Source organism: Dethiosulfatarculus sandiegensis (genome assembly GCF_000931935.2).
Lineage (GTDB): Bacteria > Desulfobacterota > Desulfarculia > Desulfarculales > Desulfarculaceae > Dethiosulfatarculus > Dethiosulfatarculus sandiegensis.
On record NZ_AZAC01000011.1, the window covers coordinates 270,439 to 284,541 of the forward strand.

Consider the following 14,103-nt stretch of genomic DNA (forward strand, 5'->3'; position numbering starts at 1 on the left):
TCAAACCCCCGCAGCCACAGCATGACCACAATAGACATCAGCCAAATCATCAACTTTTTGAGAAATGGCTTTCTCTTCTTTTTTAGAATTTTTATTCTTTAAAAGAAGATCTATCTGTACTTTTCCATATTTTTTAATTTTGGATTCCGAATAATCTTTAAGAGCCGTTCCGGCATTTCTCAAAGCTTGAGATTCTTCTCCTTTTTCATATTTAGTACTTAAATCGTCTTGAGATGATCGCAGAGGATCAACTCCACCATTAATAAGCAAATTAGAAGCCCCGGCATTAAACCTTTCCATGGGTTCCAAATCTGAAAAAACATCCCCCCCAAGCAAAGACCTATTATTTAAGCCAAAGGAAGCTTTACCTGTACTCTTTGGCAAGGATTGTGTTCTTAATTTCGGAATATTTTTATTAGGATTAAAATCAATTTTTTGCCGCAAACCCCTACTATTTTTAGTGGAATTGCTTGCGATTTTGCCAAAAGATTCTGACAGACCTTTCAAAGGAGCTTCAATAGCATTTGCATTATTTAAAGTATCATTTAATTTCTTATCTGCAGGCCAACCTGACAATTGCTTATCAACTCTTAAGTGGGATTCATTATTCCCTGTCGACAGCCCGATTTCCTTACCAACAGTTGTCTTGATACTGCTTAATTGAGATTTATTATCCGACGGACCATCACCCTCAGCTCCCCCCATTAGCGAACTGAAAACTCTTTCTAGCCCTTTGAACTTACCACTCACTTTTGATATCAAGTCGCCAAACTGACCAGTAACTCCTTTCACTTCTTTATCTTCATTTTTTTGGCCTTCGCTAAACGAAGAGAAAAATGTCTTAATTCTATCTAAAAATGATTTATTATTGTTTTTTTCAGAAGGAGAACTCGATCCTTTTGAAGCCTGATGAGGTGGGTTTAAAGCATTTTTAAAATCTTCCAAAGAGCTCGAAATGCCCTTCAAATTATTTCGAAAATCAGCTTCAGCCTTGCCTTGCCCCCCTAAAGTCTTTTTGGATGCGTTTAACAGGTCTGGTATCTTGGACGCCTCTCCGGAGACCTTAGCGATCACCCCATTTAATCCAGAGGACAAATCCGCCAATTTTGCCAACCCTGGCTGTAAAAGGTTTTTACCACCCAATGCGCCACTACCAACAAACTTACTGCCCTGATTTTTATTAGGCTTAACTTTCTGCCTCAGGTTTGCTTGCAAATGTGCTAAAGCCGCGCCTATCTGGCTATTCAAACGACCTAAAGAGCCCAAACCTTTTTCAAGGCCCTCACATCTTGATTTTAATTCATCAATTGCAGAATAGAAAACAGGTTTGGGTTTATCTAAACCACTCTCAATTCTTTGCCCACTAATGGGCAATTTTCTTTCATTTAATGATAAAAGTGGATTCTTAGAATCAGTATTTTCATAAAAAGATAAGCCATTTTTTACATCTGAAGCAGCATCAAATTCAAAACCAAAGGCGGTTCCTAATTTTGGCATTGGATATGTATTTGCAACATTTTCAAAGCCAAAGTTATTACCCCCAAACAACGAAAACATTCCGTGAGTTAATTGATAATCTCGAGCAGACAAATTTAGATTATTAGCACCTTTTTTATTATTGGTAGTATCCCCTGACATTTTTGGAAAAAAAGAGTTAAATTCCCCGCCTAAAAATTCTTCTGGTATAATATCTTGGATGACTTTTTTAGCAGGTTTTAACTTGTCCGATACTCGGACGCTAAATTCCTTTAAACCAAGTGACCTATTAAAAATATCCTTGCGCAACAGGTTCAGATTCTCTGTAAATAAGTTGGGGATTTTATTTATAGAATTATGAATCTGAACCTGTTGCTCCAAGGAAAGCATTGAAGAGGAAGCAACCAGGCTCGAAAGGTTAGACTGTAGCGAAGTTTTGAAGTCCTTAAATTTTCCCCTAGTACTGTTTTGTTTTTTTTGAATACTCAGCTTTTCTTTTATCATTTCGCTACTGAGCATTTTTTCATTTAGACAACTAATTTCTTTTAGACCAGATAAAAGACTCCACTTGTCATCCATGCCTTTTATAGGCATGGATGACAAAACCTTTTCGATCTGTTTATTAAGAACAGCACTATTAAAGGAAGCGACCTTTTGAAGTGAAAAATCAAAGGCCTTGCCAATTTTCTTGTTATTCAGTACGAGATCATCGGCAAACCCGTCCATCTGATCGCTAATATTTTTCCTATAGTCGGCCAAAGTTCTGACCTCTATATTTTCACCGGTCGCTCCCATTGCCATGGCTACCGCCCCCTGTCGAGTTGCTGAACCGCCCATTGGGCCTGCTCAACCCAATATTCCAGCTCGGATAAAGTAAGATTCAGAAGTTCACTAGGCGGCCAATTAAACAGATAGGCCAAGACCGCCAGGCTGTGGCTGATCTCTTCCTCTAGGTCTCCACGAAAAAACCCATGGCCGCCTCCGCCACTTTCAGGGCGTCTTCCATGCCCAGGCTGTCAGCCTCCGGAGGGGTCAGATTGCAGAGTTTGCAGGCCGCTTTATAAGAAAGATCCAACATGTCCCCGGTGGAGACCTGGCTCCCGTCAATCCCTGGTTTCAGATGGGCGAAGATCTCCCTGTCTTTTAGTTTTGGCTCCTGCATCTCAAGACGAGAGGTTTCTTCTCCGCTCACTGAAATGCTTTTTTTCAATTCAATGGTTTTGTTTTTGCCTGTCATTTCAACGCATCCAATTGGTTTAGATTGTTACTTGCACAGAACTCCGGAGAATTTGCACTTGGCCTCACCCTTGCTGGAAAGCTCCGGCGGATCCACGCACCAGGCATTGGCAATGGTGTAGACCACGTCTGTATCAGTGGCCACGGTGATGGTTACGTTATCCATGGAGCCGATGCCCTTGAGATCCACATCCTGATTGTGGACAAAAGTGCAGTCCACTTCGGGAGCCACCGCCTTTTCCCTGAAGCCCAGAACCTCGTTTCCAATCACCGTTTCCCGGGATTGGCCGCCTAGCTTCAAGGTGGCGTCACCTGTGATCGGCAGGAGTTTGCCGTTGAGTTTGATATAAAATTTCCCTGTAATTCTTTTGGCGCCGGTGCTCATATCTTTCTCCTTGGCCTAAAGCCTGAACTGAACCTGAGAGGCAAAAACCCTGAGCTGATTGATCAGATCAGGCGGCAACAGGGCATTCACCCGGTTGGAATCCGTGCCGTCGATCTCAACCACAATCTGGTCGGCCCACTGGTCAACACTCTCCACAATGCCCTGCTCTTCCATGGCCAGGAACAGTGCGATCAGCTCCATGCGCACATCCTTGGGACGGGCAATGGCCTGTCCGGGCCAGATGGTGGTCTCGTCATTGGCCAGTTTGTGACGGCCAAAGACCTGGGCAATACGGGCCCTTACCTGGATGCGGATATAGGCCAGGGTGGCCATGGTGTTCATATCCAGGTAGCTGGGGTCCTCATAGCCATAGGCGTTTTCCTGGTAAGTGCTGATGGAGCGCTCAATGCGGCAACGGCCGTCGGCATCGACCATGCAGGTGCTCACACCTTTATGCAAAAGCACATTGCGCTCTTCCCTGGTAAAGCGATCGCCAAAAGAAGGAGGCAATACGCCGATCAGCTCCAGGGTCTGCAAGGGGCGAGCGGGATCGATATTCAGATAAAAAGCAGCTGTGGCGGCATAAACCGCGGCCCAGATCTCGGGCTGGGTCGGGCTCTTTCCGGTGCCCAACATACTGATCAGTTTGTCGTTTCTGGCATCGCCCAAGGTGGACAGCTCGGCTGTGGTTCCCTTGGCCGCAGTAAAGGCCAGGCCTTCGATCTGGCGCATGGGGCCCCACCTGCCCTCCAACTCAGAAGCCAAAAGGTTCAGGTTAGAATTATCGGTATAGGGCATGGCGATGTAGTTGAACTGCTCTTCAGCCAAGGCGGCCAAGGCAGTCGCAATGGAGGGGTTGGCTGTGCCGTCTTTCATGGGAGAGATGGTCACGCCCAGCCCCTCGGGCAGGGAATCTCCCATGAAATAGTTGATTCTGATGTCAATGTGGTTTCCGGCCTCACCCTTGTGGCGGGCGGTGATATTAACCTTATTGGTGTCAGTGTCATCCACCAGGGCGGTCACCGGCAGCTCGGTATGTAGATTAATTTCAGCCGCCAGATTGGCAGCCGCCTCTTCCGGGGTTTCGGTATCCTGCACCAGGATGCGAATCCGCTCGCCGCCCAGATAAAGGTTCAGGGTGCCGCTCTGGGCAGGGTCGCCGCTAAGGGTGACACTTCCCTTGGCCGCCACAGCCGCGTCATCATCATCTAAGGCAACGGCCCAGGTCTCGGTGTAAGGGTTGGCTTCCTTGGCCGCCAAGAGCATGGAGGTCAACATGGATCCCTGGCCGAACATCTTTTTAATCTTCTCAGGGGTGACAGCCATGACCAGCCTGCCCGCCTCCACTTCGGCGCTTGCCGTGCGCTGGCCGATCACCAGAAGTCGCTGGTGAATACCCAGAAGACCGTGCAGGGCGCGGCTGTTATCAAACTCCACATACTGACCCGGTGTTCTGAGATCAACGGGGATCTGGTTAAAACTGATGGCCATGGGCTATTTCTCCTTTCGGGGTTTTTGTTTTTTGGCGCTCGTGACATCACCATCGGCCAGCCTTCGCAGCCAGTAGATGCTCTCTGTCACATAAGCGCCCTGGGGGTCTAAGTCCCGGCCCGTTTTAGGATCAGGCACCTTCAACCCTTTTCGCGGTTTAAGAAAAATCTTCTCCATAGTTGCCTCCTTTTATGCAGGCGGCGGCAATTCAACCAAGTCCGCCGCACCTGCTGTATCTGCTTGCGAGTAATGGCCATGCCATTTGAGAAAATCCTGTAAAGACGGGAGTAGCCTTGGGACAGGGCAATATTGGATTCTGAAATCCAGGCGCAGGCACCCGATGACGCCTTGTTCGTCGGTCTGATGTTCTTTTTTCATGCCCCTGTATTGGGATGAGACCGCCAAGTCCCCCAAATGGGAATCATGCGCAATCAGGCTCTCGGCATCCAAGGCAAAGTGGTCCAGCATCTCATCAACCAATGAACCGTTTGCCGCCTTATGGGTGCAGGCGATTATCACCAAAAGCTCACGCAAGGGGAGATCAGACTCGGGCGTTAATACGGTTTCCTGCTCGTCGGTTATCAAGGCATAGGGGAATCCAGTCTGATTCAGTTCAAGAAAACGACTGGTATACACCCTGTCCAGGGCGCAAGTGGGATACACCAGGTTTTCAGTAGGGCCGAAAGGAGTGCTTAATAAAGCCGCCAGCCTCTCGCGTATCTGGGTTCTCGGGTGTTTTTCCATGTGTATTCCCAATCCGTTAAGTTTTGTTTAACGTAAATGCGCCCAACTGAATAAGGCCTGACAAGTCCTGTCATGCATCCCGCATGGGCCTACATTTTTAAATTTTTATGATGCTTAAAATTCACACGACAAAAACTTTTCGCCGTCCGAATTGAGTGAAGATTATCACTGGTTTTGGAAGGAATTGGTCTTTGCGTGTATTTGATGATTCTTAAGGAATTAGGGATAATATGTTCTGTTTTTATCTAGGAAAAATAGCTTGACAGGTAAAGCAAATCCCCCAAATAGGCTCCATACGATACATATTAGCTGCCCGTAATTTTGAGGGAATTATTCTTTCCCTGAAAAAACCAGCAAGTCGGCACATCTACATAATATAACGAATAAATTTATAATTAACGGTAAGTTACAAAACCAAAGGGAATTTAGGGAGGGGGGAAAAAGAGAGGAAGTCAAGAAGCCTAACCCAAAAAGTAAATACACCCTGAGCGCGGGGTATTTATTCCCGCTGGTAAAATGGAATTGTCGCTATTTTTAAATACATCTGCTACTCCATTTAAATAAAGGGGTCAGACAGCCTGAACAGTTCGTTGGTTTTCCTCGCCTCTGGCCAATGATCTGTAAAAGGCGGTCAAGCCTTCAGGGTCGCCAACCCAAACCCCGCCCACCTTTTGGATGGGCATCAAAGGAAAACTCTTTTTGTGTTTCAATATGGTGCGTTCACTGAATCCAACATAATCAGAAATGGACTTCATGCCTTGTAAGAAACCATTTTCAACACACATCTAAACTTCTCCTTAACCTGTAAAGCAATTTACCTACCATTAAGTTAAGCATGTTACTTGTCCAAAAAATCCACAAATTAAAAGCGATTCACAACTAACCTCAATATTTATGACGTAAAACTTACCTTTAATTTTCCGGGGGAAACTCTTATTTTGCTTTTTTACGCATTTTTTACTGTCAGATGATTTTAATTAACCGTTTTAGGGTGCTATTTGTGCTTGACAGCCTGGAGAAACCATTCAAGGAATCGGTCAAAATTCAACCTGACCAACTGGACATGGGTCATTGAAATGGTTATATATTAGATGGGACATTTAGAGCCAGACAGGCTGAAGCCTGTTTTACAAACAGATCAGACAAATTCTTACTATACAGCCGTTTATTTCAATAAACGGATAGTGTTTATCATCTAATAATACTAGTTAGGAATTCAAAATTCCGACTACTTGCTTTGCTTTTTTCCGCTCAACTATAGTTTGTGTGTAAGGCCGCTTTTATCAAGGCGCTTGAGACAGGTCTTAAAGGACAGAGACGCATATTGACAAATCACTGTCACCTTTTGAGCCTTGTAAACATCTTATAAGAGAGATGCACCTTTACTGCTGCATCTCCAAAAAGTCTAAGACAAGCAACAAATAAACCGCTTGCACAGCCATGGAGGAAAATATGTCGGAGAAATTCGAGCTGGTTAAGGCTTATCTGGAAGACATGCAGATAGCCGTTACCACAGAAATTCCCGAAGAAGAGATCGTCATTGTAGAAGACGAAGATAAGGGCATCAAAAACCTTATCATAGACTGCGAAGATACTATCGTGGTTCTGGAGCAGTCGATAATGCCGGTTCCTGCTGATCCCAAAGACCTGTTTAAACGGCTTTTGCAGCTCAACCGGTCCCTGGTTCACGGCGCCTTTACACTGGACGACGAAGGCAAAAAAGTTCTTTTCCGGGACACCCTGCAGTTGGCCAATCTGGATCGCAACGAACTTGAGGCATCCATCCAGGCATTGAGCCTTGGCTTGGCCGAGTATGGTTCTGAGCTTTTAACCTACATCCCCAAATAGCCTTTTTGCTAAAAGGAGAAAAGAATGTCCTTTTTTAAGCGACTTTTCAGTGTGGCCAAATCCGAGGCCCATGCTGCCGTTGATAAGCTGGAAGACCCGGTAAAGATGACAGAGCAGGGCATCCGTGACCTTAAAAACGACCTGCGCCAGGCCATGACCAGCTTGGCCGAGGTTAAGGCCATTGCCATTCGCACCAGGCGTAATGCGGACAACAAGAAAAAGCTGGCAGCGGATTACGAAAGAAAGGCCATGAGCCTTTTACAGCAGATGCAGTCCGGCTCTTTGGATGCGGCTGATGCCGAACGCCTGGCCACGGAGGCGCTTAACTTGAAAGAGCAAAATGCCGGGCAGGCTTTGACCCTGGCCCAGGAGGCCGAGCACCATGAAAAAATGTCGGCCCAGCTCCAGGCGCAGGTGAACAAGATCAAATCAACCATCACCTCTTATGAAAACGACCTCACCACTTTAAAGGCCAGGGCCACGACAGCCCAGGCCACCCAAAAAATCAACAAGCAAATGTCTCAGATAGACCCCAGCGACACCATCTCCATGCTGGAAAAAATGAAAGCCAGGGTGGAGGAAAGCGAGAGCCTGGCAGTGGCCTATGGCGAGCTGGCGGATGTAGATACCAACGTTGACCAGGAGATAAATGCCGCCCTTAGCAAGGGTGCCGTTAAAAATGCATCCTCCAATCTGGACGAACTCAAGAAAAAAATGGGTATCTCCTGACAGCCAATAGAACCAGGCTCCGGGGTCCTAAATTGAACTCCGGGGCCGCCCCTCAAAGCAGGCGGGTGCAGATGGGATTTTTCGACATTTTCAAGGGTGGAGATAAAAAAACCGACCAGGGGCCGGATGTAACCGGCGGTCTCACGCTGGCTAAGCTGCAACCTGGTTGGATGGTTGACTATGACCTCAAAACCTGGGAGGTGAAGGCCCATCATACCTATGATTGGTCTGAAGGCGACCTGACCCACGAATGGCAGCTCGTTTCAGGTGATGCCATCATCTACCTTGAGCTGGAACATGATGATGTAGACGATTGGAGTTTAAACAGTCTGATCGACTTTTCCCGTCTGGGCCAGGGAGTGAAAACAGCGATTCAGCAAACCGGAGACCCTCCGAAGACGATCGTTCTGGACGGTGTCACCTATTATATGGAAGAAATGGCTGGAGGCAGTTTTCTTAAAAACACCCAAGGGCCGGGACAGAACCTTTTGCGTTGGAGTTATGAAGACGACGACGGCGAAAAGTACCTCACCATAGAACAATGGGGTGAAGACGAATTCCAGGCCTATCTGGGATTTTTTGTTGAGGAGTATCAGTTCACCGACATCTTGCCTGCCGCCTGAAAAAGGCTCGTCTTAACTCCCCCGAGACGGATCACTCCGTCTTGGGGGCGCCGCTTAATCTTTGCTTAAAACCGGTTATTTCTTGGGTCTGGTCAGCCAGGCGGCCAATAGTCCGGCCACAAAACCCCAGAAATGTGCCGCCCAACTTATGCCTGGCATGACCCTTAAAAACGAAAAGACTAATCCGCCGTAAAGGAAAAAAACCAAGGCCGAAACAATGATCGCCTTGATATCCTTATGAAACAAACCGCTGGCCAGGAGATAGCCGAACAAGCCAAAGACAACGCCGCTGGCTCCGATATGATAAACCGGTGCTCCAAACACCCAAACACCGGCGCCTCCCAAAAGCACAATAATGGCCAAGGCCCTGAAAGTGGCGGACCGGTTAAGAGAGAATCCTAAGAAACTCAAGAAAAACAGCGCACCGGAATTGGCCAGGAGATGGGGAATCCCTGCATGTAAAAAGGGGCTCAATATTATTCCCCTGAGACCGATAAAATTGCGGGGCAAAATACCCAAGCGATTCAGATCAAAAGGCAGGATAAGGTCCAGGGCAAAGACCAGCCAAGGCGAGGCCATGATGAGAAAGGCCAATTTTAAATTATCGAGCACCCCCGCTTCTCTTTTGGACATCCCACTCCCTCATTTTCATTAATAAACGTCCCACTGTCCCTGGGCGTAGTAACGAGGTAAAACCGGTTTAAAAACCGTATTCACCTCAACCTGGGTCAACAACTTGGAATCAAAGATGCCTTTCCCGAAATTAACCAAGACACTCATGGCCTCGTGGTTTAAAAACTTGGTCTTAATTTCCTTAAATTCAAGTTGCAGAGCCCTTTGACGCAACTCGCCAGCTGAGGCCTCGTTTTGGTGCTTGGCCATGAACCAGCCCCATTCCCCCATGGTGGGGATATTGTTGTGCATGGGAAGCAAGGACAGCCCAGCCGCTTGCATTGTTTTGTAAATACAAAGGTATGCCTTTTTCGCAAAAAAAGGGCTTCCGGCCTGGGTTATCATGGTTCCTCCCAAAGACAGATGGGCCTTGAGTCTTCTGTAAAATCCCAAACTGTACAAATGGGAAAGATCCACACTGTCCGGGTCAGGCAGGTCGACGATGATTACGTCATAGAGTCCGGTATCATCCTTGATAAAGCTGCCTGCATCCTGGTTTATCACGGTGAGACGTGGATCATGCATGGAGTCTTTGTTTATTGAGCGAAATATTGCGTGATCCCTTGCCAGCTTGGTCATTACCGGGTCCAGGTCCACCATGACCACCGATTTCACCCCCTTATGCTTCCATATCTCCCTTAGGGCCAGGCCGTCACCTCCGCCTATAATCAATATCCGCTCCGGCTTATCAGTGAGTTCCATGGTCGGATGCACTAAAGGCTCATGGTACAGATGCTCGTCAACCGTGCTGAACTGTTCCTGGCCGTTTAAAAACAACCAGTGGTTCTGCCTCCACCTGGTAATAACGATCTTCTGATAAGGTGTTTGAGTGGCATACACAACCTTGTCCCTGTATTGGACCTGTTCTCCATAGGTGACAATCGGCTCGGCAAACCAGGCCAGACCGGCCAGACAAACAAGAGAAACGGAAAACGCGCTAACAATTAGACGCTTTCTTTTAACCAAACCAAGAAAGGAGAACAATAACAGACCGGCTACGGAAAAATTGACAGCACCCAAGGCAACCGGGGTGTAGGTGAGCCCCAGATGGGGCAGGGCCACAAAGGCGAATAAAAGCCCGCCAAAAAGCGCGCCAAAATAGTCCTTTTCCATGACTGAGGCGATATTGATTCGCAATTCCTCATAGCTGCGGTTCAATCTGGTAACCAGAGGAATCTCCAGGCCGATCAAACAGCCGATCAAAAGGGCCTGACTGTATATCAGGATGCCGACTTCAGAGATGCGGGCCGCCAAACCATAGGCCAGGCATGAGGCTGCGGCGCACAATATGGAGAGCACAAATTCGGTAAGGATAAAGGCGTCCAAAAGGTCTTTTCTGACAAGTCTGGAAAGACGGCTTCCCACCCCCATGGCAAAAAGCATGAGGCTCATTACCACTGCCCATTGAAAGACCGCATCCCCCAACAGGTAAGTAGCCAGAGTGGAAAGCACGAACTCGGCCACAACCCCGGCCAGGCCGGTGGCAAAGACTGCAATTTTTAGAATCAGGCCGGTGCGCACAGTATCAGACACACCAATAAATCAGAAAAGCGCCCGAGATATAAGCAAAGGCTTCTATATAGGCAGCACCAAGATTAGGTTTTTCCTGGTTTGCAATCTCGTCGGTCAGAGATACGCCGGGCAATAGGACCTTGTCGGTTAAAAACCTCACCACAGGCAAGAGAACCAATCCCACAAGGGCAAAGCTTAAATAATCCAAAAGGCTTTCACGCCATGCCTCAAAGCTGCCGCTCCCGGACATGCCGATCAACACACCTATGCCTATCAAAGACCCGGCAAAACCAACGCCTGCGGCAACATTGTCGTTTTCTATTTCCTTATGAAGATCGTAAGGGGTTATCCAGTCGTAAACATACGAAGCCAGGACTAAAAGCGCTTGTCCCATAAGCCAGTAGACAACCGCGGTCAAGATCCCGCCTGATTCGCCCTGGATGGCTCCAAAAAGGATAAAGCCCGAGGCAATGAAAACTCCGGCCACAACCACGCCGGTTCCCTGGTTCATGTCCCTTATGAGTTCGTCGTTCACCTTAAATTTTCGCAGGATAAGAAGGTCGCAGACCCACCATGAGATATTCAGCAAAACCACGGCTAACAAACCATAGACTGCCAGGGCAATCAGGGAATCCACCAGGCTCACCCCGGGTCCGACCAAGGCTCCGCCCACGGACAGCACCAAACCGGCGTAATATCCAACCAGGCTCAAGGCCAAGGCCGGATTATCCCTTTGGGTCAGCTCGTGGTTTAAGTCATATTGGCGATGCAAAAGGGTGTAAACCATTTTGCCAACCCAGAAAACCACAAAAAACCCGATAAGCAAAACTAAAGCTGTAAGCAGTTCATCTACAGTCATGGCTATTTCCCCACTCCGCCGGAACGGCCTCTGACACTCACACTGGAGCGGCCAACGCGGTTATTTACTTTACTTGCAAAGCTGCTGGACTGACTGCGGCTGCGGGCCATGCGCCTTTGGAAGAAATCCGAAGGCTGGTTGGTCTTGGCCGAAGAACCCACTTTAGCTCCGGCGGCGGAGCCTTTGGATCTGCCGCCAAACCAGGGCGTATTGCGGCCGGTTCTATAATGGCCGCGGTAGCCGGAATAATCATTATACATAACCGGCCTGTTGCCCAAGATCATGGACAACAGGGCATATTGACCGAAAAACGACCAAAAGCGGTTGCCGCTGGAATCCGTCTGCCAACGGCCATAGCGAGGATCACCAACATACTCATAACCAGCCGGAGCCACTGCTGTGTTTTCCTTACCGTCCTTTTTGGAGTACAGGGTCATGCCCAGAAGGCCTTTGCGTGCATTGTAGATTTCCTCGGAAACCTCCCGCCATTGGGGTTCTGCCTCGCGAATGGCCGAAACCTTTTGATCAAGGGCCTTCTTAGGATCCACAGCCTGGTATATGACCATGTAATTGTGGTAGTAACTGGGGAAAAAGGTGCCTTCTTCTTTCATATCAGCCAGGACAATGGATGCCGTGGGCACATTTTTCAATCTGGCTTTCAATTCCTGCAAGGGGTCCTTGTCCAGATCAGTGGATGATTCCCCCATAAAAAGGCCCAGCCCCAGGGCGGCTATGGCTAAAATAAGCAGTTTTTTCATCTAAAGGCCCCCATGGTAAGCTATGATCAAGCAGGAGGGTGTCTGCAAACCCCGGCCTCAAAGTGCCGTGTACGGCTCCGCGCATCCAACCTGCTGATTAATTTCACTTTTTAATCTGTAAAGGTTCCCGTCTTTATCAGTATATTAGCAGACTACCAGATAATGAAGCCTTTTTCCGAATTTTTTAGCGAATCTAACTCTGCCCAACACTTATCCACAAATGCCGATCAGTAAATAAACCCGAATAAAAAATCAAAACCTGCCTTGATATTTTTAAATCCAGGTCAAAACAATTTAAATAAGGTATTTGGAGCCTTTTATATTTCCCAAATAATCCCGGCAAGTACAGACGCCGATTTATAAAGATAATACACTGTAATTATAGGTTATTTCAATATTTTGATCTGATCACTTTTTTATTAATTCATACACACTCATAAAATTTACTTCAGTTACCAAGAAAATATTAGTAACAAAATTATAAGAGCCGATTGATCATAAATAAAACGGCTTAAGCGCATCTAAAAGGCAGAAATACAATTATTAAAACTGTTATTTTTCCGGCCATACCATGCCGGAGAAATAACAGTATCCCAAAACGATTTTTAACACCCCCTTTAACACCATACCTATCCATACCTTTTTATTTATACTGCAATGCCAATTCCGCCCAAAAATCCAAGCCGTTCTGTAACCAGCTTTTGACAAAACCCAAACTGGACGGCCATAATTTTAAGGTCTACCATTATTTATATTACTTTAATCAGAGGTCAAAGGCGCCGGCAGACCGCTTGCAAACAGCCTGAACCGGGCGCTTGGCAAAACCTGTTTTTTTACCAAGCGGCATCAGATCAAACTCAGGAAAATTTGCTTGCCAAACTGCCGGGCCCTTTGCCTCATAACCGACCAAAGGGAGGTTTCGTATGCCGAAAGAAAAACCGGTTGGTTGCGCCCGGCCCACAGGTGGTGTGGTTGGCGAAGACCCCCCGGTGCAAAGCGGGGAAAACGCCCCTTCAAAACCAAAGGAGGTAAAGAAAATGATACAGGTGGGTAAAAAGGCCCCTGATTTTATGGCTCCCTGCTACAACCAGGGAAAATTCAGCTCAGTTCAATTGAGCGATTATCTGGGGAAATGGGTGGTGCTTTGCTTCTACCCTGGTGACTTCACTTTCGTTTGAGCAACCGAAATTTCGGCGGTCGCCGAGAAGCATCCCGAATTCCAAAAATTAGGTGTGGAAGTGCTCTCCATGAGCGTTGATTCCATGTTTGTCCACAAAATGTGGGTGGACCACGAGCTTTCCAAAATGGTCGAAGGCGGTGTGCCCTTCCCCATGCTGAGCGACGGCGGCGGCAAGGTCGGCTCAGCCTACGGGGTATATGACGAAGAAGGCGGCGTTGATGTACGCGGCCGTTTTCTGATTGATCCTGATGGTATTATCCAGGGCTTTGAAGTGCTGACCCCGCCCGTGGGCAGGAACGTGGGCGAGACCCTGCGGCAGATTCAGGCCTTCCAACTGGTCCGCGAAAGCAAGGGTTCAAAGGCCACTCCCAGTGGCTGGAAACCCGGCAAGCCCGTGTTACAACCGGGAGAACACCTGGTAGGCAACGTGTGGAAAGAATGGAAGGTTACCATGGCCTTTGACTAGGCTGTGACTGAAAATGACTTTAAAGCCGCCCCATTCCGGGGCGGCTCTTGGGAAAACACCGGCAGCAACTTTTCCTATAAATTTTAACACTTACCCGGATACATAAAGATCCGATCATCCATAT

The 14,103-nt window shown here is 47.6% G+C and carries 16 protein-coding genes; 4 read left to right on the plus strand and 12 right to left on the minus strand.

All coding sequences use genetic code 11. The features are described from left to right. The 8 genes from X474_RS08765 to X474_RS08790 all read right to left on the minus strand — a co-directional run bounded on the left by X474_RS08765 (position 1) and on the right by X474_RS08790 (position 6,117). Complete coding sequence (locus X474_RS08765; RefSeq protein WP_156360690.1) at positions 1-2,313, minus strand: hypothetical protein; 2,313 nt, start codon at positions 2,311-2,313, stop codon at positions 1-3. Then, positions 2,280-2,396 (minus strand): GpE family phage tail protein, encoded by a 117-nt coding sequence (locus X474_RS25560; protein ID WP_231688308.1) that lies wholly within the window; start codon positions 2,394-2,396, stop codon positions 2,280-2,282. Before X474_RS25560 ends, X474_RS08765 begins: the two co-directional genes overlap by 34 nt. A 29-nt stretch (positions 2,397-2,425) precedes the next feature. Next, a complete protein-coding gene (locus X474_RS08770; protein ID WP_044348181.1) occupies positions 2,426-2,713 on the minus strand; it encodes a phage tail assembly protein in 288 nt (95 codons plus the stop codon). Between the two features lie 27 nt (positions 2,714-2,740). Beyond that, entirely contained in the window at positions 2,741-3,097 is a 357-nt protein-coding gene (locus X474_RS08775) for a phage tail tube protein (RefSeq protein WP_044348183.1), read from the minus strand. A gap of 15 nt (positions 3,098-3,112) precedes the next feature. Further along, positions 3,113-4,588, minus strand: coding sequence for a phage tail sheath subtilisin-like domain-containing protein (locus X474_RS08780; protein ID WP_044348185.1), 1,476 nt, complete (start codon positions 4,586-4,588; stop codon positions 3,113-3,115). A 3-nt stretch (positions 4,589-4,591) separates the two neighbouring features. Continuing rightward, positions 4,592-4,765, minus strand: coding sequence for a DUF2635 domain-containing protein (locus X474_RS25565; RefSeq protein WP_231688309.1), 174 nt, complete (start codon positions 4,763-4,765; stop codon positions 4,592-4,594). 12 nt (positions 4,766-4,777) lie between these two features. Further along, positions 4,778-5,332, minus strand: coding sequence for a hypothetical protein (locus X474_RS08785; RefSeq protein ID WP_044348187.1), 555 nt, complete (start codon positions 5,330-5,332; stop codon positions 4,778-4,780). A 569-nt stretch (positions 5,333-5,901) separates the two neighbouring features. Then, complete coding sequence (locus tag X474_RS08790; protein ID WP_044348189.1) at positions 5,902-6,117, minus strand: hypothetical protein; 216 nt, start codon at positions 6,115-6,117, stop codon at positions 5,902-5,904. Positions 6,118-6,784: 667 nt separating this feature from the next. Between X474_RS08790 and X474_RS08795 the strand changes: the two genes are divergently transcribed. The 3 genes from X474_RS08795 to X474_RS08805 all read left to right on the plus strand — a co-directional run bounded on the left by X474_RS08795 (position 6,785) and on the right by X474_RS08805 (position 8,532). Further along, positions 6,785-7,180, plus strand: coding sequence for a YbjN domain-containing protein (locus X474_RS08795; RefSeq protein WP_044348191.1), 396 nt, complete (start codon positions 6,785-6,787; stop codon positions 7,178-7,180). A 24-nt stretch (positions 7,181-7,204) separates the two neighbouring features. Further along, the gene (locus X474_RS08800) at positions 7,205-7,909 is read left to right on the plus strand and encodes a PspA/IM30 family protein (RefSeq protein WP_044348192.1); all 705 of its coding nucleotides are present in this window, start codon (positions 7,205-7,207) and stop codon (positions 7,907-7,909) included. 71 nt (positions 7,910-7,980) lie between these two features. Beyond that, entirely contained in the window at positions 7,981-8,532 is a 552-nt protein-coding gene (locus tag X474_RS08805) for a DUF4178 domain-containing protein (protein ID WP_156360691.1), read from the plus strand. A 75-nt stretch (positions 8,533-8,607) separates the two neighbouring features. Here the strand turns inward: X474_RS08805 and X474_RS08810 are convergent, their stop codons facing one another. Genes X474_RS08810 through X474_RS08825 form a run of 4 tightly spaced genes read right to left on the minus strand, consistent with a single transcriptional unit; the run spans position 8,608 to position 12,333 of the window. Continuing rightward, positions 8,608-9,165 (minus strand): rhomboid family intramembrane serine protease, encoded by a 558-nt coding sequence (locus X474_RS08810; RefSeq protein ID WP_044348195.1) that lies wholly within the window; start codon positions 9,163-9,165, stop codon positions 8,608-8,610. Positions 9,166-9,183: 18 nt separating this feature from the next. Continuing rightward, complete coding sequence (locus X474_RS08815; protein WP_044348196.1) at positions 9,184-10,737, minus strand: polyamine aminopropyltransferase; 1,554 nt, start codon at positions 10,735-10,737, stop codon at positions 9,184-9,186. Next, on the minus strand, positions 10,730-11,575 hold the full coding sequence (locus tag X474_RS08820) for a DUF350 domain-containing protein (protein WP_044348197.1): 846 nt from the start codon (positions 11,573-11,575) through the stop codon (positions 10,730-10,732). Before X474_RS08820 ends, X474_RS08815 begins: the two co-directional genes overlap by 8 nt. A 2-nt stretch (positions 11,576-11,577) precedes the next feature. Beyond that, positions 11,578-12,333, minus strand: a complete 756-nt coding sequence (locus X474_RS08825) for a hypothetical protein (RefSeq protein WP_044348199.1) — start codon at positions 12,331-12,333, stop codon at positions 11,578-11,580. A 923-nt stretch (positions 12,334-13,256) separates the two neighbouring features. On the opposite strand from X474_RS08825, the gene prxU reads away from it, so the two are divergent. Further along, a complete protein-coding gene (prxU, locus tag X474_RS08835) occupies positions 13,257-13,979 on the plus strand; it encodes a thioredoxin-dependent peroxiredoxin (protein WP_269433184.1) in 723 nt (240 codons plus the stop codon). Positions 13,980-14,103 lie beyond the last annotated feature (124 nt).